General features: G+C 59.0%; 18 protein-coding genes. 6 read left to right on the top strand and 12 right to left on the bottom strand.

Features of this window, described 5'->3' with window-relative positions:
• Nucleotides 1–142 precede the first annotated feature (142 nt).
• The 3 genes from livJ to G9X48_RS17410 form a co-directional block, all read right to left on the bottom strand.
• Nucleotides 143–1,246, bottom strand: a complete 1,104-nt coding sequence (gene livJ, locus G9X48_RS17420; protein WP_004384848.1) for a branched chain amino acid ABC transporter substrate-binding protein LivJ — start codon at nucleotides 1,244–1,246, stop codon at nucleotides 143–145.
• Between the two features lie 250 nt (nucleotides 1,247–1,496).
• Nucleotides 1,497–2,738: an amino acid permease gene (locus G9X48_RS17415; protein WP_004384847.1), complete on the bottom strand. Its 1,242-nt coding sequence runs from the start codon at nucleotides 2,736–2,738 to the stop codon at nucleotides 1,497–1,499.
• Between the two features lie 388 nt (nucleotides 2,739–3,126).
• Nucleotides 3,127–4,392 carry a 4-aminobutyrate--2-oxoglutarate transaminase gene (locus G9X48_RS17410; RefSeq protein WP_038878906.1) on the bottom strand — a complete coding sequence of 422 codons (1,266 nt, stop codon included), beginning with the start codon at nucleotides 4,390–4,392 and terminating at the stop codon, nucleotides 3,127–3,129.
• 118 nt (nucleotides 4,393–4,510) lie between these two features.
• Between G9X48_RS17410 and G9X48_RS17405 the strand changes: the two genes are divergently transcribed.
• The gene (locus G9X48_RS17405) at nucleotides 4,511–6,004 is read left to right on the top strand and encodes a PLP-dependent aminotransferase family protein (RefSeq protein WP_085045405.1); all 1,494 of its coding nucleotides are present in this window, start codon (nucleotides 4,511–4,513) and stop codon (nucleotides 6,002–6,004) included.
• A 48-nt stretch (nucleotides 6,005–6,052) separates the two neighbouring features.
• Here the strand turns inward: G9X48_RS17405 and rpoH are convergent, their stop codons facing one another.
• The 4 genes from rpoH to ftsY all read right to left on the bottom strand — a co-directional run bounded on the left by rpoH (nucleotide 6,053) and on the right by ftsY (nucleotide 10,444).
• Nucleotides 6,053–6,910 carry an RNA polymerase sigma factor RpoH gene (gene rpoH / locus G9X48_RS17400; RefSeq protein ID WP_004384844.1) on the bottom strand — a complete coding sequence of 286 codons (858 nt, stop codon included), beginning with the start codon at nucleotides 6,908–6,910 and terminating at the stop codon, nucleotides 6,053–6,055.
• A 261-nt stretch (nucleotides 6,911–7,171) separates the two neighbouring features.
• On the bottom strand, nucleotides 7,172–8,227 hold the full coding sequence (ftsX, locus tag G9X48_RS17395; protein ID WP_004384843.1) for a permease-like cell division protein FtsX: 1,056 nt from the start codon (nucleotides 8,225–8,227) through the stop codon (nucleotides 7,172–7,174).
• Nucleotides 8,220–8,888 carry a cell division ATP-binding protein FtsE gene (ftsE, locus tag G9X48_RS17390; RefSeq protein WP_004384842.1) on the bottom strand — a complete coding sequence of 223 codons (669 nt, stop codon included), beginning with the start codon at nucleotides 8,886–8,888 and terminating at the stop codon, nucleotides 8,220–8,222. The genes ftsX and ftsE overlap by 8 nt, the downstream gene beginning before the upstream one ends.
• A gap of 2 nt (nucleotides 8,889–8,890) precedes the next feature.
• Nucleotides 8,891–10,444 carry a signal recognition particle-docking protein FtsY gene (ftsY, locus tag G9X48_RS17385; protein ID WP_097640901.1) on the bottom strand — a complete coding sequence of 518 codons (1,554 nt, stop codon included), beginning with the start codon at nucleotides 10,442–10,444 and terminating at the stop codon, nucleotides 8,891–8,893.
• Nucleotides 10,445–10,633: 189 nt separating this feature from the next.
• Between ftsY and rsmD the strand changes: the two genes are divergently transcribed.
• Nucleotides 10,634–11,230 carry a 16S rRNA (guanine(966)-N(2))-methyltransferase gene (gene rsmD, locus G9X48_RS17380; RefSeq protein WP_080321494.1) on the top strand — a complete coding sequence of 199 codons (597 nt, stop codon included), beginning with the start codon at nucleotides 10,634–10,636 and terminating at the stop codon, nucleotides 11,228–11,230.
• Complete coding sequence (locus tag G9X48_RS17375; protein ID WP_007871727.1) at nucleotides 11,220–11,489, top strand: DUF1145 family protein; 270 nt, start codon at nucleotides 11,220–11,222, stop codon at nucleotides 11,487–11,489. The genes rsmD and G9X48_RS17375 overlap by 11 nt, the downstream gene beginning before the upstream one ends.
• A gap of 179 nt (nucleotides 11,490–11,668) precedes the next feature.
• Here the strand turns inward: G9X48_RS17375 and G9X48_RS17370 are convergent, their stop codons facing one another.
• Nucleotides 11,669–12,034, bottom strand: coding sequence for a DUF2500 domain-containing protein (locus G9X48_RS17370; RefSeq protein ID WP_007871728.1), 366 nt, complete (start codon nucleotides 12,032–12,034; stop codon nucleotides 11,669–11,671).
• Between the two features lie 140 nt (nucleotides 12,035–12,174).
• On the opposite strand from G9X48_RS17370, the gene G9X48_RS17365 reads away from it, so the two are divergent.
• Complete coding sequence (locus tag G9X48_RS17365; protein WP_004384836.1) at nucleotides 12,175–12,801, top strand: lysoplasmalogenase; 627 nt, start codon at nucleotides 12,175–12,177, stop codon at nucleotides 12,799–12,801.
• Between the two features lie 107 nt (nucleotides 12,802–12,908).
• Nucleotides 12,909–15,125: a Zn(II)/Cd(II)/Pb(II) translocating P-type ATPase ZntA gene (zntA, locus tag G9X48_RS17360; protein WP_097640900.1), complete on the top strand. Its 2,217-nt coding sequence runs from the start codon at nucleotides 12,909–12,911 to the stop codon at nucleotides 15,123–15,125.
• Between the two features lie 193 nt (nucleotides 15,126–15,318).
• Here the strand turns inward: zntA and G9X48_RS17355 are convergent, their stop codons facing one another.
• From G9X48_RS17355 to tusA, 4 genes are all read right to left on the bottom strand, one after another.
• A complete protein-coding gene (locus G9X48_RS17355) occupies nucleotides 15,319–16,605 on the bottom strand; it encodes a TRAP transporter large permease (protein ID WP_032987542.1) in 1,287 nt (428 codons plus the stop codon).
• Between the two features lie 11 nt (nucleotides 16,606–16,616).
• Nucleotides 16,617–17,126 carry a TRAP transporter small permease gene (locus tag G9X48_RS17350; RefSeq protein WP_097641503.1) on the bottom strand — a complete coding sequence of 170 codons (510 nt, stop codon included), beginning with the start codon at nucleotides 17,124–17,126 and terminating at the stop codon, nucleotides 16,617–16,619.
• Nucleotides 17,127–17,174: 48 nt separating this feature from the next.
• On the bottom strand, nucleotides 17,175–18,158 hold the full coding sequence (locus G9X48_RS17345; protein ID WP_097641504.1) for a TRAP transporter substrate-binding protein: 984 nt from the start codon (nucleotides 18,156–18,158) through the stop codon (nucleotides 17,175–17,177).
• Between the two features lie 187 nt (nucleotides 18,159–18,345).
• Nucleotides 18,346–18,591, bottom strand: coding sequence for a sulfurtransferase TusA (gene tusA, locus G9X48_RS17340; RefSeq protein ID WP_004386827.1), 246 nt, complete (start codon nucleotides 18,589–18,591; stop codon nucleotides 18,346–18,348).
• A 205-nt stretch (nucleotides 18,592–18,796) separates the two neighbouring features.
• Here tusA and G9X48_RS17335 point away from each other — a divergent pair, with 205 nt between their 5' ends.
• On the top strand, nucleotides 18,797–19,462 hold the full coding sequence (locus tag G9X48_RS17335) for a 7-cyano-7-deazaguanine/7-aminomethyl-7-deazaguanine transporter (protein WP_166499969.1): 666 nt from the start codon (nucleotides 18,797–18,799) through the stop codon (nucleotides 19,460–19,462).
• Nucleotides 19,463–19,525 lie beyond the last annotated feature (63 nt).

Genomic DNA, 19,525 nt, shown 5'->3' with positions numbered 1-19,525 from the left:
CGCTTCGCTTACCTGCCCTACATTTCCTTCAGGCCCCAGCTGTAGGGCGGGTAAGCCCGCGCACCCGCCGGGTTTACCTGTAAGGTGGGTGCGCTTCGCTTACCCACCCTACAAAACTGTAGTGCGAAAGAGGCCGGGGAAATTATTTGGCGTCGGTCGCGGTACCGTTCGCATGCCAGGTAAACACGCCGAACTCAAACCCTTTCAGATCGCCTTTTGAATCCCAGGAGAGCGGGCCCATCACGGTATCGACGGAGTTCGCTTTCAGGTATTTGGCGATGGCCGCCGGATCGTCGCTCTGGTTCAGGCCTGCGGCCAGCGACTGCAGCGCGGCGTAGGTGGTCCACACAAACGCGCCGCTCGGATCCTGTTTCTTCGCCTTGATAGCGTCCACGATCGGTTTGTTCGCCGGCACCTGATCGTAGTTCTTCGGCTTGGTGACTAACATGCCTTCGGCGGAATCGCCAGCGATATTAGACAGCGACACGTTCGCCACGCCTTCCGGCCCCATAAACTGGGTTTTCAGGCCAGCGGAACGCGCCTGGCGCAGGATCTGGCCCATTTCCGGGTGATAACCGCCGTAGTAAACGAAATCGATGTTTTCTTTCTTCAGACGCGCCACCAGCGTGGAGAAATCTTTTTCGCCCGCAGTGATACCGTCAAAGAAGACCACGTTCGCGCCGCCTTTCTTCAGGCCGTCCTGCACCGCGCGCGCCAGGCCTTCGCCGTACTGCTGTTTGTCATGAATGATAGCGATGCGCTTCGGCTTCACCTTATCAAGAATGTATTTCGCTGCGGTCGGGCCCTGGTCGGAATCGAGACCGGTGGTGCGCAGGATCAGCTGATAGCCGCGCGCGGTCAGCTCCGGTGCCGTCGCCGCTGGCGTGATCATCAGAATGCCTTCGTCTTCATAAATATCAGACGCCGGCTGGGTGGAAGAGGAGCACAGGTGGCCGATGACATATTTCACGCCGTCATTCACCACTTTGTTCGCGACCGCCACCGCTTGTTTCGGGTCGCAGGCGTCGTCATATTTGGTGATAACCAGCTTGTTGCCTTTGATGCCGCCTTTGGCGTTGATATCCGCCACCGCCTGCTCGGCGCCGGTAAACTCCTGGTCGCCATACTGCGCTACCGGGCCAGACATGGCGCCCACAACGGCAATTTTAATGTCTTCCGCCATCGCCATGCTGCTCATCGCCAGCGCAATTGCGCCTGCCAGTAACGCTTTGCCCTTCATTTTCATCCTGAGGTTCCCCATTCTTGTGGTTATTGCAGTTGTGATGTTGTTGTTTTTCGCTACTTTATTTCCGCTTCGCTTATCAGCGCAGCATTTAATATTAGTTTTAAGCCCTGCCGCCCGGCAAAAAGCAGCATACTCTGCTAAAAACATACCCCATTTTTATGAATTTGGAATCACTATTTTTAACGTCAATTATGGTGGGAAGTGGCGAAAAAACGTCCGCCGCGCCTGTCACGCGGCGGGTTATCGGGTTTTACCAGCCCGCGGGCAGATAACCGAAGGCGGAGAGCACCGCGTAAACCGCGCTGGCGACATAGAGCAACACAATCAGCCCCTGGATGAGCGGATGCGTGCTCCAGCTACACTGCCAGCGGGGCGTTATCTCCCCGCGACGGCGCGCGCCGCGCAAAATAAGAATAGGCATAATGGAGAGGATCACGCCGCTGAAGACGCCTGCAAAGTAGAGCGCGTTCACAAAAGAGACCAGCCCGCTGTAGGCCAGCGCGAACGGCGGCAGCGCCACGACCGCCAGCACGCCGAGGCGTTTAAGCGGCTGCGCGTCGTCACCGAGACGGAATTTGTCGAAGATATTGGTCAGGAAACTGCCGCCAAGCCCCCAGTAAGAAGTGAGCATCGCGCATAGTGCGAAAATATTGGCGGAAAAGAACGCCCACTCGCCGAGCGCCCGGCCCCAGGAGATGGTCGCCACTTCAGAGATGTTATCAAGCCCGCTCAGCGCGATAACCGACAGCGGCACCAGCGCCAGCAGCGTAAAGGTAATCACCATCCCGACGATAATCGCTTTCGGCAGCTTTTCGGGTTTATCAGCAAACCCGCGCGCCATCTCCGGCACAATGTACTGCGCCGCGAAGCAGAAGGCGGTGACGTTAAACACCGGCACCATGTAGCGCCAGTCGCCATCCAGCAGCCATTGCATCTGTGTCGATTCATGCAAAAGCGTGGCGACAACCAGCACCGCAATCATCACCACCATGCCGATACTGATAAATTTCTCGCCGCGCCCGATAGCCTTCAGCCCGAGCCAGAGAATGCCTGCCGCCGGAATAAAGAAAATCAGGCTGCCGATGGCGGGCGAGACGCCGATAAGCGAGCTAAGCAGTTTGCCGCTGCCGGTCATGTAGGCGGTGAGTGCGCCGACGCTGTTAACGCACACCGACGCGAACATCAGCCAGGCGCCGATGCGCCCGACATAGCGCCCGGCGAGGCCGCTTAACTGTAAATGCGCGCGGGTGCGTAGCGTTGCTTCCGCGACATACAGCATGGTGATGGTGGTCAATACGCCGACAAGGGCGAGCCAGAAGAGAAGCGGCATAAAGCCCGCCTTACTGGAGGCATAGGCGATGGAGAGTACGCCCGCGCCGATGTTGGTGCCGACGATCATCGCGACGCCTTCAACGAAGCTCAGGGATTTAGGGGATGACGCTGCCCGCTCTCGGGACGCCCACAGTGAGGCGGAAGTGGTGTTTTCAGACATAGTTCTTCCTTAAATATCCGGCGGCTATCACCACCGGAAGCGGTTGTGTTCACGGTGTGTTGTTGTGTTAGCAAGTGAGATATTTAAGCTTCGGGCCTGTCAGCCTCCCGAAGCGCGCTCCTTCGCAGGTCATCCCAAAGACGCGCCGTTATGGCCCGCTGCTGCGCGGCGGCCAGGCCATAAAGCGGGCGCCCTCGGGGTAATTCCTGTTCGTTTTGTGGCAGGGTTTGGTCTGCCTTACATGGCGGGTGCGCTGCGCTTACCCACCCTACGGACTGTTTTTTGCCTCACATGGCGGTTGCGCTGCGCTTACCCGCCCTACGGGCCAGGGGCTGTGCTTTTATGTAGGGCGGGTAAGCCGTGCGCACCCGCCGTTTAAGCCCCAGGTTTAGCGCCCCAGCGCGCGGGAGAGGATCTCCAGCGCCTTGCTGAACTGCGCATCCGGGATGGTCAGCGGGTAAAGGAAGCGGATAACGTTGCCGTAAACGCCGCAGCTCAGCAGCAGCAGCCCCTCTTCTCGGGCGCGCGTCAGCACCTCCTGCGTAAATTCAGGCGACGGCTTGCCGGTCTGCGGATCGTTAAACTCTACCGCCACCATCGAACCCTGCCCGCGGACTTCGGCAATCGCCGGGCAGTAGGTGCGTGCCTGGTTGAGCACTTCCTGTAAATGCTGGCCCAGCTCGTTCGCGCGCTGGCAGAGATTTTCCTGCTCAATCACATCCAGCACCGCGTGCGCCGCCGCGACCGCCAGCGGGTTACCGGCGTAGGTGCCGCCAAGGCCGCCCGGCGCAGGCGCGTCCATCACTTCCGCGCGCCCGACCACGCCCGAGAGCGGCATCCCGCCCGCAAGGCTTTTCGCCATCGTCAGCAGATCCGGCTTCACGCCGTAATGCTCCATCGCGAACAGTTTGCCGGTGCGCGCAAAGCCGCTCTGCACTTCATCGGCAATCAGCAGAATGCCGTGCTCGTCGCACAGCGCGCGCAGGGCCTCCATAAACGCCGGCGGCGCAACGTTGAAACCGCCTTCGCCCTGTACTGGCTCCAGCACAATGGCCGCGACCTGATCCGGCGCGATATCGGCTTTGAAAATACGCTCAAGGCTTGCCATCGCGTCATCCACCGACACGCCGTGCAGGGCGTTCGGGTATTGCGCGTGGAACACCGAGCCCGGGAACGGGCCGAAGCCGATTTTGTACGGTGCCACTTTGCCGGTGAGCGCCATCGTCATAAACGTGCGCCCGTGAAAGCCGCCGCCGAAGGTAATTAAGCCAGGGCGACGGGTATACGCGCGCGCGATTTTCACGGCGTTTTCCACCGCTTCCGCGCCGGTGGTGAAGAACGCGGTTTTCGCCGGGCCGTCAATCGGCGCGCAGGCGTTGATGCGCTCCGCGAGCGCCACATAGCTTTCGTAAGGGACTATCTGGTACGCCGTGTGCGTAAAGGCGCGCAGCTGGTTTTCGATGGCCTCCACCACGCGCGGATGGCGATGGCCGGTGTTCAGCACCGCAATCCCCGCTGCGAAGTCGATAATCTCGTTGCCTTCCACGTCCCACAGGGTGGCGTTGTCGGCTTTTTCGGCATAGAAGCCGCACATGACGCCGACGCCACGTGGGGTGGCGCTCTGACGACGTTGGTTCAATTCTGAATTTTTCACCCGCATTCTCCTGCTGATAAACGTCACTTTTTAGCAACAAACCTGAAACAGTGACGTTTATTTACCCAGGCTATGGCCCTATAATCGAGTACCAGTTTCGAATAAATGAGGGATCCAATTGCATTCTTTAGTGTCCGATCTCTTATTGCTTCGCCTCGGCGAACAGCGCGATGAACGCCTGCATAAGCGGCTTTATAACGCGCTGCGCCTGACTATTCTTGACGGCAGCCTGCCTGCGCAAAGCCGCCTGCCCGCCTCGCGGGATCTCGCCCAGCAGCTCGGCCTTTCTCGCAACACTGTGTTAACAGTTTATGAACAATTGCTCGCAGAAGGATATGTGACCTCTCGCGCCGGTAGCGGCACGTTCGTCGCCGGAATGCTGCCGGACAGCCTGTTATCTGCGCCGCCGGTGGCCCAGGGGCAGCACGATCGCGTTGCGCATGCGGGGTTCTCCTCACGCGGGAAAACGCTGCTTGGGCAGGTCAGCGCCAGCCCGAAACAGTGGGGCGCGTTTATCCCCGGCGTGCCGGACGTACACGCCTTTCCGCATCAGCTCTTTAGCAAAATTCAGGCGCGGATCAGCCGCCGTCCCAGCCCGCAGCGCCTCACCTATAGCTGTCAGGGCGGCACGCCGGAGCTACAGCGCGCGCTGGTGGATTATCTTCGGGTATCGCGATCGGTTCACTGCACGGCGGATCAGGTGTTGATCACCGAAGGCATTCATCAGGCTATCGACCTGGTGGCGCGTATGCTGTGCGACGGCGGTGATACGGCGTGGGTGGAAGAGCCCTCGTACTGGGGCATCCGCCATGTGTTGCAGATGAATGAGGTAAACATTACGCCGGTGACGGTCGACCGCGCGGGCATGGTGCCACCGGAGAGCGCCGGGACACCGCCGCGGCTGATTTTTGTCACGCCGTCGCACCAGTATCCGCTGGGCGCGGTCATGAGCCTTGAGCGGCGTCAGCGCCTGTTAACACTGGCGCGCCAGACCGGCAGCTGGATCGTGGAAGACGACTACGACAGCGAATTTCGCTTTTCCGGCCAGCCGATCCCGGCATTGCAGGGGCTGGTGGCGGACCCGCCGGTGATTTACATTGGCACCTTCAGCAAAACGCTCTATCCGGGCCTGCGCATCGGCTATGTAGTGCTGCCGCGCGCGCTGGCACACGAGATGAAAACCGCGCATGCCGAGCTTTATCGCGGCGGCCATTCGATTATCCAGGCGGCGCTGGCGGAGTTTATCGAGGCCGGGCATTACAGTGCCCACATCCGGCGGATGCGCCTGCTGTATGGCCGCCGCAGGGCGTGTCTGACAGCGCTGATAACGCGCTATCTGGGGCCGGAGGCGCTGTCGGATTTCAGCGATAACGCCGGGCTGCATCTGGTGCTGAATCTGCCGGATGACGCGGACGATGTGGAGATAGCCCGTCTTGCCAACGCGCGCGATATTCTGGTGCGCCCGCTGTCGCGCTATTACCTGACGGAAAACCGGCGTCGCGGCCTGCTGATGGGATTCGCCTGCGTGGCGGAGGAGAAAATGGAGGGCGCGTTTAAAGCCCTGCTGGCATGTATTGAAGCGGCTTACCCGGCGCTTTTACGCCGCGCATAAAACAAAACACCCCGCTTAAGGCGGGGTGTGTCATCAGGCTGACGCGGCTTACGCTTCTATCGCGGCACGCAGCTTTTTCATCGCATTTTTTTCAAGCTGACGCACGCGTTCGGCTGAGACGCCGTAGCGGTTGGCCAGTTCCTGCAACGTGCTTTTGTTGTCTTCATCCAGCCAGCGCGCGCGAATGATCTGCTGGCTGCGCTCGTCGAGACCCTGCATGGCATCGGTCAGTTTGTCGGCGGCGTGTTCTTCCCAGTTGTCATCCTCAATGCCGTCGGCAAAGTTAGAAGACTTATCCTGAAGGAACAGCACCGGAGCCATCGGCTGGCTGTCACCCGCGTCATCGTCCGGGGACATGTCAAAAGTCATGTCCTGCGCGGCCATACGCGATTCCATTTCACGCACGTCTTTGCTGGAAACGCCCAGCTCGCGGGCCACCATTTCCACTTCGTCCTGGTTAAACCAGCCCAGACGCTGCTTGGTTTTACGCAGGTTAAAGAACAGCTTACGCTGCGCTTTGGTGGTGGCGACTTTCACGATGCGCCAGTTACGCAGCACATATTCGTGAATTTCAGCTTTGATCCAGTGCACGGCGAAAGAGACCAGACGCACGCCCACTTCCGGATTGAAGCGACGCACCGCTTTCATCAGGCCGATGTTGCCTTCCTGGATCAGGTCCGCCTGCGGCAGGCCATAGCCCGCGTAGTTACGAGCGATATGAACAACAAAACGCAGGTGAGACAGGATCAGCTTTTTCGCTGCTTCCAGATCGCCCTGGTAATGCAGCTTTTCAGCCAGTGCCCGCTCTTCGTCTGCCGACAACATCGGCCAGGCGTTGGCCGCCCGGATATAGGAATCCAGGTTACCGACCGGGGCTAAAGCTAAAGTTTGCATTTCTTTGGTCATTCAAATCCTCTCAATCGACATCGGACTGGCGTTCGTCCCCATCAGGCAACAAACGGGCCAGCATGTTTGAGCAACGAGAATATCAGCCACTCTTTTATCAGACCGTGAATTTATCCACAAGTTCACGTAAGGCTTGTGAATAAATTACGCACAAAATGTGACATTGCTATGAAAAAGCGTGGGCAGGAGAAGCGGAAGTTCACGGTACGCATCCCCTGCTGACGGGAACTCGTAGCAGGGGATGATTATAACAAATATTTTTTACTCGGGGGTAAAGTGACGTAAATGTTGCACGGTGGCAAGCCAGGCGGCCGCCCAGCCGATCATCGAACAGACCAGCAGCAGCAGCAGACACTCATCGAAGGATAACCCGCTGATTTCAAAGGTTGTGCCGAAAACTTTCGCCACATCCGTCACGGCGGCGGATAACCGCATCACCAGGATTTCTGACAGAATCAGTGAAAGCAATGCGCCGGTAAACCCGAGCAGCGCGCCGCCGTACAGGAATGGACGCAGGATAAAACCATCCGTCGCGCCAATGAGTTTCTGCACGTTGATGGTGTCACGGCGCGCGAAAATGCTCAGGCGCACGCTGTTGCCGATAACCAGGAACACGGCCGCGACCATCAGTACGCCTATCATCGCCGCGACGCGCCCGACCAGCCCGGTGAGCGCCGACAGCCGCGCAAACCAGCTGTCATCCATGCGCACTTCGTCTACGCCCTGAAGCTTCGCCACGCGGTCACGCAGCGTGTTGAGCGCTTCGCTGCTCTGGAAATCGAGCTTCGGCTCGACCACCACCACGGCGGGCAGCGGGTTTTCTTCCAGCATATCCAGCGCGCCGCCAAAGCCCGACCAGTTGCGGAATTCGCCAAGCGCCTCGTCACGCGAGAGGTAATTGACCTTCGCCACGCCCGGCTCGGCCTGGAGCTGCCCCACTACCTGCTGCGCGGCGTTATCGTCGAGCGTTTTATCGAGATAGACCGTAATCTGCGGCGACGGGTAATACTGCGTCGCCGCCTCGCTGACGTTCTTATAAACCATGTAGCAGACGCTCGGCAGCGTCAGCGAAATAGCAATTACCATCACCGTTAAAAACGTGGCGAGCGGTTTGCTTTTCAGATCGGCAAGCGCGCCCTGCCAGGCGTAACGCACCTGTTCATTGATGCCGCCCTGACGCGATTTGCCTTTGGTGTTGGAGCCTTTATTTCGCTTCTGCACAGGCCGTCCTGTTTCACCGGAAGAACGCTGTTTACGGAAATTATCCAGTTTGTTGCTAAAGCGCCGGATTTCATTCAGCGCGTCACGTTTATTCACCAACACGGCCTCCATGCAAATGCCCTTCGCTCAGGGTGAGCACCGGGTAGCTGCGCCGTGAGATAAGCCCGGTGTCGTGCGTCGCCATTAATACCGTCACCCCGACGCGGTTAAATTCTTCGAAAAGACGCAGAATGCCTTCCGAGAGGGCATCATCCAGGTTGCCCGTCGGTTCATCCGCCAGCAGCACAGCAGGTTTATTAACCACGGCGCGGGCGATGCCCACGCGCTGCTGTTCACCGCCAGAAAGCTGAATCGGGAAGTTTTTCGCTTTGTCCAACAGACCGACCTTATCCAGCGCCGCCGATACGCGACGGCGAATATCTTCGCCGCTGGCGCCTGCGATAATCAGCGGGATCGCCACATTATCGTAGACCGTTCTGTCCATCAGCAGATGGTGATCCTGGAAAATCATGCCGATCTGACGACGCAGGAACGGCACTTCACGGTTTTTCAGGCGGCTTATCTCATGGCCGCCAAACCAGATTTTCCCGGCGCTCGGCCGTTCGATACCGCAAATCAGCTTCAGCAGCGTACTCTTACCGGCGCCGGAGTGGCCGGTAAGAAATGACATCTCGCCTGGCCGCAGGTGGAACGTCACCCCCTGCAGCGCTTGTCTCCCACCGAGATAGGCTTTGCTGACATGTTCAAAGCGAATCATGGTTAATCCTCTCGGGCAAAAAGTGCCTCAATAAAGTCGCCCGCGTTAAACGGACGCAAATCTTCAATACGTTCGCCCACACCAATGTAGCGAATCGGAATACCAAACTGATCGGCCACCGAGAAGATCACGCCGCCTTTGGCGGTGCCGTCAAGCTTAGTGAGCGTAATGCCGGTCAGCCCTACCGCCTCGTGGAACAGCTTCGCCTGGCTGACGGCGTTCTGCCCGGTGCTGGCATCGATAGTGAGCATCACTTCATGCGGCGCGTTCTCGTCGAGCTTTTTCATCACGCGGACGATTTTTTTCAGCTCTTCCATCAGGTGCAATTTATTCTGCAAACGCCCGGCGGTATCGGCAATCAGCACATCTACGCCGCGCGCTTTCGCCGCCTGGATGGCGTCGAAAATCACGGAGGCGGAATCCGCGCCGGTGTGCTGCGCGATAACCGGAATGTTATTGCGCTGCCCCCAGACCTGGAGCTGCTCCACCGCGGCGGCGCGGAAGGTATCACCCGCCGCCAGCATCACCGATTTACCCTGCTGTTCAAACTGACGCGCCAGTTTACCGATGGTGGTGGTTTTACCCACGCCGTTGACGCCAACCATCAGGATAACAAACGGCGTTTTGCCTTCGACATTCAGCGGCTCGTCCACTTTCGCCAGGATCTCGCCCATCTCTTCTTTCAGCAGGCCGTAGAGCGCCTCGGCATCGCGCAACTGCTTGCGGCTCGCGCCTTCGGTGAGGTTGGCGATGATTTTACGGGTGGTATCCACGCCCACATCGGCAATCAGCAACTGCTCTTCGAGCTCCTCGAACAGATCGTCGTCGATTTTTTTGCCGCGGAACAGACTGATAAATCCGGAACCGAGATTTTCTTTAGTTTTCAGCAGGCTGCGTTTAAGGCGCGCGAAGAAACCCTCTTTGGTGGGTTTTTCCTGCTCTGCAACCGGCACGGTTTCTTCCTCTTCCGGCTCGGTTTCCAGCGCCGCTTCCGGGTCAGCCGCCAGCGCGACTAATTCTTCTTCGCTAATTGGCGCGTCTTCAGCAATCTCGTCTGCATCGTGCGGCGTTTCCACCGCAGGCTCGACGGCTTTTTCTTCAACAGCCGCATCTTCAATGACGTCTTCTTCAACAATCGTTTCCGGGGCCGCCTCTGGCTGTGGTTCAGCGACAACTTCAGGCGCAAGCGCTACCGGCGTGAGGTTTTCTTCCTGTTCCGGCAGCCACTCTTCCGCTTGCGCAGCCGTTGGTTTTACGGCTTCCGGCTCTGCCTCAACCGACGTCTCGACAGTTTCCGGCTGTGCGCTCTCTTTTTCTTCATGAATCACGCTTTCGCTGACGGCCACGACGTCATCGGCGAATTTTTCAGACTCGGCCAGGGAGTGCGTGGTCTCCTGCGCGGTCGTTTGCGTCTGCGAGTCAGGCTCAACGCGCGCTTCTGTCGCCGCGGGTTGTTCTGTTACGTGTTGTTCTTGTTGTTCGGCTTCCGTTTCTGCCTGCTCTTTCTGGCCAAAACCCAGCCAGGAAAAAAAGCCACGTTTCTTCTCTTTTGCCATTGGCGAATGCACTCCTCGCGGTTAATACATGGCGCAGTCCCGTCGTCTGGCTCAGGGTACTGAAAAAATTGCGAATGAATAAGTGAGTCTACCACTTTCCCGCCGGGGCGGCATACCGCCGCACGGAGGTTTCGCCCGCCCGTTTGCGCCGCTAGAATAGCAGCCTGAACAGAAAAGCGTGTGAGCATAATGAAGAAACCAACCTCCTCGGGTAGCGGCCAGATCCGCATTATTGGCGGACAGTGGCGCGGCAGAAAACTGCCGGTGCCTGACAGCCCCGGTCTGCGCCCCACCACCGACCGCGTGCGCGAAACCTTATTTAACTGGCTGGCGCCGTATCTGGTGGGCGCGCGCTGTCTGGACTGCTTCGCCGGCAGCGGCGCGCTGGGTCTGGAGGCGCTCTCCCGCTACGCCGCCGACGCCACGCTTTTAGAGATGGAACGCAGCGTCGCGCAGCAGCTTCAGAAAAACCTTGCTACGCTCAAATCCAGCGCAGCAAAGGTAGTGAACACTAACACACTTAATTTTCTGAACCAGAACGGCGAGCCGCACGACATCGTGTTTGTCGATCCGCCGTTTCGTAAAGGGCTGCTGGAAGAGACGCTGAACCTGCTGGAGACGCGCGGCTGGCTGGCGCCGCAGGCGCTGATTTACGTTGAAAGCGAAGTGGAAAACGGCCTGCCGCCGGTGCCTGCAAACTGGCAACTGCATCGCGAGAAAGTGGCGGGTCAGGTGGCGTACCGGCTTTATCTGCGCGAATCACAAGGAGAGCAAAATGCTGATTAATCTGGGACGCCTGCTGATGCTGGGCGTGTGGGGCTTTCTGCTGCTGAACGTGATCCAGCCGTTCCCGCGCCCGCTGAATATTTTCGTCAATGTGGCGCTCTTTTTCATGATAATCATGCATATTCTGCAATTATCGCTGCTGCGCGCCACGCAGCCGAAAGACGCCCCGCCGTTAAGCCGTTTCCAGCAGGCGCGTATTTTTATCTTCGGTGTGTTTGAGCTGATCGCCTGGCAGAAAAATCAGAAGAAGCCGCGCTAACAAACGCGGCAGGTAATTTCCCAGGGCGGGTAAGTGACGCGCACCCGCCATGCCAGGTTAACGCACAGGCGCATCATTTCCCCAGGGCGGGTAAGCGAAGCGCACCCGCCATGCCACGTTAACGCGCAGGCGCATCATTTCCCCAGGGCGGGTAAGCGAAGCACACCCGCCGTGCCAGGTTAACGCGCGGGCGCAGGAACAAACTCCAGAAAACGCGTTCCCTGATACACCAGCTGGCCCTCATCGCCCACCGTCAACTGGTGGTAATGGGCCTCATCCAGCCGAAACCGCATCTCCGCCCCGCCTTCCTGCGGGCGAAACGTCGCCTCATACCGCACGGTTTGCGCAGGCGGCGCGACCTGCTGTTCGCGCGAACGCCGCCCGTTTACGGGTTTTTCCCGCTTGCTGGCCACCACCACGTCCTGCTGCGTGACCGGGGCCGCGTCATTTTCTGTTTTCTCGCGCCGCTGCTGCACATAGCGAAATGAAGCGGCCGCGACGATTAACGCGATGATAATAATGAAAAAAAGCGGTGGCTTACTCATGACAGATCCCGGCGGCTCAACTCTTTTTAAGAATACCCCGCAGCGCCAGGCGTTGTCATCTCGACCGTCTGACCACTAGACTCAAATCAAGGGCCGTGCGCGGTATGCGCACGTTACAATAACTGAATCAGGGACTTATCATGCTTTGGTCGTTTATTGCTGTCTTTTTATCCGGTTGGCTGTATGTCGATGCATCTTACCGCGGTGCCACCTGGCAACGCTGGATCTTTAAACCTTTAACGCTGCTGCTGTTACTGCTGCTCGGCTGGCAGGCGCCGCTCGCCAGCCCGACAGGCTATCTGGTGCTGGCAGGCCTGGTGGCGACGCTCGCGGGTGATGCGTTGACGCTGCTGCCGCGCCAGCAGTTGCTGTACGCCTTCGGGGCGTTTTTCCTGTCGCACCTGCTTTATACCGTCTGGTTCGCGAGCCAGATGACGCTCTCCTTTTTCTGGCCGTTGCCGCTGGCGCTGCTGGTGATTGGCGCGGCGCTGATCGCGACTATCTGGACGCGCCTTGGCGATCTCCGCTGGCCGATTTGTACCTATATCGGCATGACGCTGGTAATGGTGTGGCTTGCGGGCGAGCTCTATTTCTTCCGCCCGACCGACACCAGCTTTTCCGGTTTTGTCGGCGCAGTGCTGCTGCTGCTGAACGCGGTCGTCTGGCTCGGCAGCCACTACCGTAAGCGCTTTACTGCCGACAGCGCCATTGCCGCCGCCTGCTATTTCGCGGGCCACTTTATGATTGTCCGCTCGCTGTACCTGTAAACAACCACGACGGGCGGTGAAATTCCGCCCACAATCTCCTTGACTCTGGAGTCGACTCCAGAGTGTAAGCTCTGGTAATGAGAAAATTATCATTACCGGAGGACGCCATGCGCACCCCTTCTGAAAAGCCTCGCGCGATGCCGCAGTTCGCGAAAATGACGCCGATTTCAGCACCGCAAAAACCGGCCATCAGCAAAGCAGCCTGCTGTGAAAGCGACTCTTGCGAAAACCCGCAACCGGTGCAGGAAGCCGCAGGCGCGCTACGCTGGCAGGTCGCCGGTATGGACTGCGCCGCCTGCGCCCGTAAAGTGGAAAACGCCGTGCGTCAGGTGCCGGAGGTGCGTCAGGTTCAGGTATTATTCGCGACCGAAAAACTGGTGGTGGACGCCCCCGCTTCACAGCGTGATGCGATTGAACAGGCGGTGCGCGCCGCCGGTTATACACTGCGCGAGGCAAATGCCGCCGCGCCCGCGACGCCTTCCGGCTTACGTGAAAACCTGCCGATTATCGTTATCGCCGTCTTTATGGCGCTGAGCTGGGCGCTGGAGCAGGTGCATCCGCTGGCGGGACGCATCGCGTTCACCGTCACCACGCTGGTCGGGCTGTTCCCGGTCGCGCGTCAGGCATGGCGGCTCATCCGCAGCGGCAACCCGTTCGCCATCGAAACGCTGATGAGCGTGGCCGCCACCGGCGCGCTGATTATCGGGGCCAGTGAAGAAGCGGCAATGGTGCTGCTGCTCTTTTTAGTCGGCGAGCGGCTGGAAGGATGGGCGGCGAACCGTGCGCGCAGCGGCGTCAGCGCGCTGGTGGCGTTACGCCCGGAAACGGCGGTGCGTTTGCGCGGCGAGGCGCGCGAAACCGTGGCGATAAGCGACCTCCAGCCCGGCGATGTGATTGAAGTGGCCGCAGGCGGCAGGCTTCCGGCAGACGGCAAACTGCTCGCCGCGGCGGCGAGTTTCGATGAGAGCGCGCTGACCGGCGAATCGCTGCCGGTTGAGCGCCAGCCAGGCGAAAAAGTCCCTGCTGGCGCGACCAGCGTCGATCGTCTGGTGTCGCTCGAAGTCACGTCGCGCCCCGGCGACAGCGCTATTGACCGCATTCTGCATCTGATTGAAGAGGCGGAATCGAAACGCGCGCCGATTGAGCGCTTTATCGATCGCTTCAGCCGCATCTATACCCCGGTCATTATGGCGGCGGCGCTGTTGACGGCGCTTATTCCGCCACTGCTGTTTGCCGCGCCCTGGCTGCCGTGGATTTACAAAGCGCTGGCGCTGCTGCTGATTGGTTGCCCGTGCGCGCTGGTGATCTCGACGCCTGCGGCTATCACGTCTGGCCTTGCAGCCGCCACGCGCTTTGGGGCGCTGATTAAAGGCGGTGCCGCGCTGGAAGCGCTGGGGCGCGTTGAGCAAATCGCTTTTGATAAAACCGGCACGCTGACGGCGGGCACGCCGCAAGTCACGGCAATCGATCCGGTCGACGGACTGGAAGCGGAAGCGCTGCTGGCTTACGCCGCAGCCGTTGAGCAGGGCAGCACGCATCCGCTGGCGCAGGCGGTGGTGCGCGAGGCGACCACGCGCGGCGTGGCGACGCTTCGCGCCGGTGCGCAGCGCACGCTGGCGGGAGCGGGCGTTGAAGCGCAGGTGGAGGGCCGCCTGCTTCGCATCAGCGCGCCGGATAAGGTGAGCATTGCGCTTCCGGCGGACTGGCAGGCGCGTATCCGAGCGCAGGAGGCGCAGGGCCAGACGGTGATCGTGGTGACCGCAAGCGATCGGCTTCTCGGCACGCTGGCGCTTCGCGATACGCAGCGCGCCGACGCACGCGACGCGGTGGAGAAACTCCGGGCGCTCGGCGTGGGGAGTGTGATGCTGACCGGCGATAACCCGCGCGCGGCGGCGGCAATTGCCGCAGAGTTAGGTATGGAATATCGCGCCGGGCTGCTGCCTGCGGATAAGGTGACAGCGGTCAATGCGCTTAACGCCCGCGCGCCGCTGGCGGTGGTCGGCGACGGTATTAACGACGCGCCTGCGATGAAAGCCGCGACCATCGGCATTGCGATGGGCAGCGGCACCGATGTGGCGCTGGAGGCCGCCGACGCGGCGCTGACGCACAACCGGCTGGCGGCGCTGCCGGAGATGATCGCGCTTGCCCGCGCCACGCACCGTAATATTCGTCAGAACATCGCGATTGCGCTGGGGTTAAAGGCCGTTTTCCTGGTGACGACGCTGCTCGGGTTGACCGGCCTGTGGCTGGCCGTGCTGGCCGATACGGGTGCGACGGTGCTGGTGACCGCCAATGCGTTAAGGCTGTTGCATAAACGCGGCTGACGGGGAATATGAAACAGGGTGGGTGCGCTTCGCTTACCCACCCTACGTTCAGGGCGGAGGGTTGATACGGTGGGTGCGCTTCGCTTACCCACCCTACATTACAGCGGCCGGAATACTCGTAGGGCGGGTAAACGAAGTACACCCGCCACCTCAACCTGAACACCCGCCATCACAAAAAGCTCACCCGCCGCCCTTACATCATCCCTAACACCCGCGGCAGCCAGAGCGAAATGGCCGGAATGTAAGTCACCATCGCCAGCACAATAAGCAGCACCCCATAAAACGGCAGCATGGCGCGCACCACGGTTTCGATATTCTTCTTACTCACGGCGCTCGCCACAAACAGCACCGAACCCACCGGCGGCGTAATCAGCCCGATCCCAAGATTCACCATCATGATCATCCCGAAATGCACCGGATCAATACCGAGCTGGTTAGCGACCGGCAACAGCACCGGCGTCAGGATCAAAATGATCGGCGCCATGTCCATCAGCGTGCCAATCAACAACAGCATAATGTTGAGGTACATCAGGATGACATATTTGTTATCCGACAGCGTCGTGAAGAATTCTGTAATGCGCATCGGCAGTTGCATATACGTCATCACCGCGCCGAACGCCGCCGCAAAGCCGATTAAGATCATCACGATCGTCACCGTTTTCACGGTACGGAACATCAGCTTCGGCAGCTCGCTCCATTGGTAATCGCGATAGATAAACATCGTCACGAAAAACGCCCACAGGCACGCCACCGCTGCCGATTCCGTCGCGGTAAACACGCCGGTCAGAATGCCGCCCAGGATAATCACGACCGTCATCAGCCCCCACAGCGCATCGATGAAAATTTTCAGCGCCTGCCTGAGCGGGATCCGCTCGCCTTTCGGGTAGCCGCGCCGCCGCGCGAAGGCGATGCAGAGCACCATCAGACTCAGCCCCAGCAGCAGCCCCGGCAACACGCCCGCGATAAACAGCGTCGCGATAGATACGGTGCCGCCCGCCGCCAGCGAATAGATAACCGAGTTATGGCTGGGCGGAATAAGAATCGCCTGCACCGAGCCACTCGCCGTGACCGCTGCGGCGTATTCGCGCGGGTAGCCTTTCTTTTCCATCTCCGGGATCATCACGCTGCCGATAGACGCGGTATCCGCCACCGACGAGCCGGAAATCGCGCCGAAAAACGTCGAGGCGACAATATTTACCAGCGACAGCCCGCCGCGGATAAAGCCCACGAACAGATAGGCGAAGTTCACCAGCCGTCGGGCGATGCCGCCTTCGGCCATAATCGCGCCCGCCAGGATAAAAAACGGGATCGCCAGCAGCGTGAATTTGTTAACACCGCTGGTAATCTGGATCATCAACGCCTCCAGCGGCAGATCTATCCAGAGCGCGCCCACGATGGCGCTCAGGCCCACCGCGAAAGCGACCGGCATCCCGAGCGCCAGCAGCACCGCCAGCGTGGCCAGTAAGATAAATGCGTCCATAACGTTCCCCGCTAGCTATGGTTGCCAATGAGCACGACCGGGCGGTTCTCCTGAGAACCCCACAGCAGCCGCTCGATGACGAACAGAATCATCACCGCCGAGCCGATGGGCAGCGGCAGATAACTTTCTCCTGATGTAAGCACCGGAAACTCCGCGACGGGCTGTTCCCACAGCTCCATGCACAACAGGGCGCTGTAGTAAAACATCACCAGGGAAATGATGAGCATCAGCAGATCGACCACGCGCGCGCAGACCCGCTGCGCAAACGGCGGCAGGCGATCGGTCAGCATGTTCACCGCAATATGCGAGCCTGCGCGGTAGCCCACCGCCGCGCCGATAAAGGTAAACGTCACCATACAGATAATGGCGACCGGCTCAGGCCAGGACTCACCCCGGTTGAGCACGTAACGCGAGAAAATCCCTATCGGGATCACGGCCGTCATGATCAACAGCGCGAACCCAGCCACCATCATGGCGAGCAGGTACAGGCGATCCATCCAGACCAGAAAGAATCGGGACATAAATACTCTGCAGCGGATGAGGTGCCGGGGCCAGCCCGGCGTTAGACGTTATTTGACGTCGGCGATGGCTTTCATCAGATCCTGATGCTTCGCGCCATACTGGTCGCGCACCGGCGCGGTCGCGTTAACGAAAAACGCTTTATCGATGTCGTGGAACTGCACGCCGCCCGCTTTCATTTTGTCGAGCGCCTGTTTGTTATAGGCATTCCACAGCTCACGCTGTTCCATTTGCGCCTCGCGGGCGAGCGTCAGGATTTTCTGTTGCTGCTCAGGTTTTAGCTTGTTCCATTTCACTTTCGAGTAGAGCAGCATTTCGGGGATGATGAAGTGACCGCTCAGGGTGTAGTGCTTCGCGACCGGCAGGTAGTTGTGCGCGATGTAAGTCGGCGGGTTGTTTTCCGCGCCGTCGATAACGCCGGTTTGCAGGCCGCTGTAGACTTCGCTTACGCCCATCGCCACGGCGTTCGCACCCATCGCTTTCAGCGTGCCGATAGCGACCGGGCTACCCTGTACGCGAATTTTCATGCCCTTGAGATCGTCCGGCTTCACGACCGGATTTTTGGTGATCAAATTGCGGGTGCCGGAGTCCATCCAGCCTAAAAAGACCAGCCGCGATTTCGGGTTGCTGGTGAGTTTATCGCCGATTTGTTTGCCGATATCGCCATCGATGACCTTGTGCATATGGTCTTCGTCACGAAACACGTAAGGCAGTGTAAAAACTTCGATCTCCGGCAAAATCGCGGCAACCGGTGCCATTGAAACGCGGATCATGTCGATTGCGCCCATCTGCGCCTGCTCTATCATCTGCTTTTCATCGCCCAGCACGCCGCCCGGAAACGTTTTAATTTCCAGATCGCCGTTGGTTTGTTGTTTTAACTTTTCACCCATGTTTTGCACGGCGACAACGTTCGGGTAGCCCTGCGGGTGAACATCGGCCGCTTTAATCACTTGCGCATGGAGAGCGGGCGCAAACAGCAGTGACGCGGTGGAGAGGCAAAGACCGGCCAGCGCCGGGATAAATCGCTTTTTCATCGGGTCGCTCCAGAGGATAAGGACAGGCTAGTTATAAAACGGTGTTTTGATTTGTCGGTTATAAACTAGACGACGTCCTGTAAAGGCAGGGTGAAGCGCCTCACAAAAGCAACAACTTTGAAACAAAGGTTTAAAAAGAATGTGACGTGAGTTCAGAAAGCCGCATGCGCGCGGCTTACGGCAGGAATTATTGATTTTTACGCAGCAGATAACGATACGGCAGCGTTTCAGTTTGCGAGGCTACCAGCTCGTGTTCCATAAAGCGGCAGAATCCAGGAATATCGCGCGTCGTCGCCGGATCATCGGCCACGATCAGCAGCGTTTCGCCGGGCTGCATATTACGCACGGTTTTACGCACCATCATTACCGGCTCAGGGCAGCGCAGCCCGAGGGCGTCCAGGGTGTGGTCAGGGTTGGCGAACAGATCGGTCATGCTTGTCTCGGCGTTGTCAAAAACCGCCTTAGTTTACCCCCCGTTTTTTGTGACGCAACTCATGTGAACGATTGCGTTAAAATTAACCATTGCATTGGCGAGACAAAGCAGTATTATGCGGCGGCTTTTGCGCAAACGCGCTGCGTCTGCCTTAGCATGAAGATGAACTGGGTTCCCTCACCCCAACTAACAAAAAGGTCACAATATGATGCCCTTTACTCCTGGTCAGCGCCGCAACGCGCTCGTCTGGCTTTCGTTGTTTCATTTGCTGGTGATCACCTCCAGCAACTATCTGGTGCAGCTGCCCGTCTCCATTTTTGGTTTTCATACCACCTGGGGCGCGTTTAGCTTTCCGTTTATTTTCCTTGCCACCGATCTGACCGTGCGCATTTTTGGCGCGCCGCTGGCTCGTCGCATTATTTTCGCCGTGATGGTGCCTGCGCTGCTGGTCTCCTACGTGATCTCCTCGCTGTTTTATATGGGGAGCTGGCAAGGGTTTGGCGCGCTGTCGCACTTCAATCTGTTCGTCGCGCGCATCGCGACCGCGAGCTTTATGGCCTATGCGCTCGGACAGATCCTCGACGTGCATGTGTTTAACCGCCTGCGCCAAAGTCCGCGCTGGTGGCTGGCGCCGGGCGCGTCGCTGCTGCTCGGCAACGTCAGCGATACGCTGTCATTTTTCTTTATCGCCTTCTGGCGCAGCCCGGACCCGTTTATGGCCGAACACTGGATGGAAATCGCGCTGGTGGACTACACCTTCAAGGTGCTTATCAGCCTGGTGTTCTTCCTGCCGATGTATGGCGTGCTGCTGAATATGCTGTTGAAAAAGCTGGCGGATAAATCCGATTTCCACGTGCTGCAGCGCGGTTAAAGGTTCACGGAATTTCTTGTGTTAAGATGCAGGGATGGGTCGTGTTGACCGTCTCTTGTAAAG

Source organism: Cronobacter sp. HA18006, from assembly GCF_011605445.1.
Classification (GTDB): Bacteria; Pseudomonadota; Gammaproteobacteria; order Enterobacterales; family Enterobacteriaceae; genus Cronobacter; species Cronobacter sakazakii.
This window is presented reverse-complemented; position numbering and strand designations above follow the sequence as displayed.

Bases quoted from the DNA above. Each gene is read 5' to 3' on its own strand.
- livJ (WP_004384848.1), bottom strand. From the start codon at position 1,246: ATGAAAATGAAGGGCAAAGCGTTACTGGCAGGCGCAATTGCGCTGGCG.
- G9X48_RS17415 (WP_004384847.1), bottom strand. From the start codon at position 2,738: ATGTCTGAAAACACCACTTCCGCCTCACTGTGGGCGTCCCGAGAGCGG.
- rpoH (WP_004384844.1), bottom strand. From the start codon at position 6,910: ATGACCAAAGAAATGCAAACTTTAGCTTTAGCCCCGGTCGGTAACCTG.
- ftsE (WP_004384842.1), bottom strand. From the start codon at position 8,888: ATGATTCGCTTTGAACATGTCAGCAAAGCCTATCTCGGTGGGAGACAA.
- ftsY (WP_097640901.1), bottom strand. From the start codon at position 10,444: ATGGCAAAAGAGAAGAAACGTGGCTTTTTTTCCTGGCTGGGTTTTGGC.
- rsmD (WP_080321494.1), top strand. From the start codon at position 10,634: ATGAAGAAACCAACCTCCTCGGGTAGCGGCCAGATCCGCATTATTGGC.
- G9X48_RS17375 (WP_007871727.1), top strand. From the start codon at position 11,220: ATGCTGATTAATCTGGGACGCCTGCTGATGCTGGGCGTGTGGGGCTTT.
- G9X48_RS17370 (WP_007871728.1), bottom strand. From the start codon at position 12,034: ATGAGTAAGCCACCGCTTTTTTTCATTATTATCATCGCGTTAATCGTC.
- G9X48_RS17365 (WP_004384836.1), top strand. From the start codon at position 12,175: ATGCTTTGGTCGTTTATTGCTGTCTTTTTATCCGGTTGGCTGTATGTC.
- zntA (WP_097640900.1), top strand. From the start codon at position 12,909: ATGCGCACCCCTTCTGAAAAGCCTCGCGCGATGCCGCAGTTCGCGAAA.
- G9X48_RS17355 (WP_032987542.1), bottom strand. From the start codon at position 16,605: ATGGACGCATTTATCTTACTGGCCACGCTGGCGGTGCTGCTGGCGCTC.
- G9X48_RS17350 (WP_097641503.1), bottom strand. From the start codon at position 17,126: ATGTCCCGATTCTTTCTGGTCTGGATGGATCGCCTGTACCTGCTCGCC.
- G9X48_RS17345 (WP_097641504.1), bottom strand. From the start codon at position 18,158: ATGAAAAAGCGATTTATCCCGGCGCTGGCCGGTCTTTGCCTCTCCACC.
- tusA (WP_004386827.1), bottom strand. From the start codon at position 18,591: ATGACCGATCTGTTCGCCAACCCTGACCACACCCTGGACGCCCTCGGG.
- G9X48_RS17335 (WP_166499969.1), top strand. From the start codon at position 18,797: ATGATGCCCTTTACTCCTGGTCAGCGCCGCAACGCGCTCGTCTGGCTT.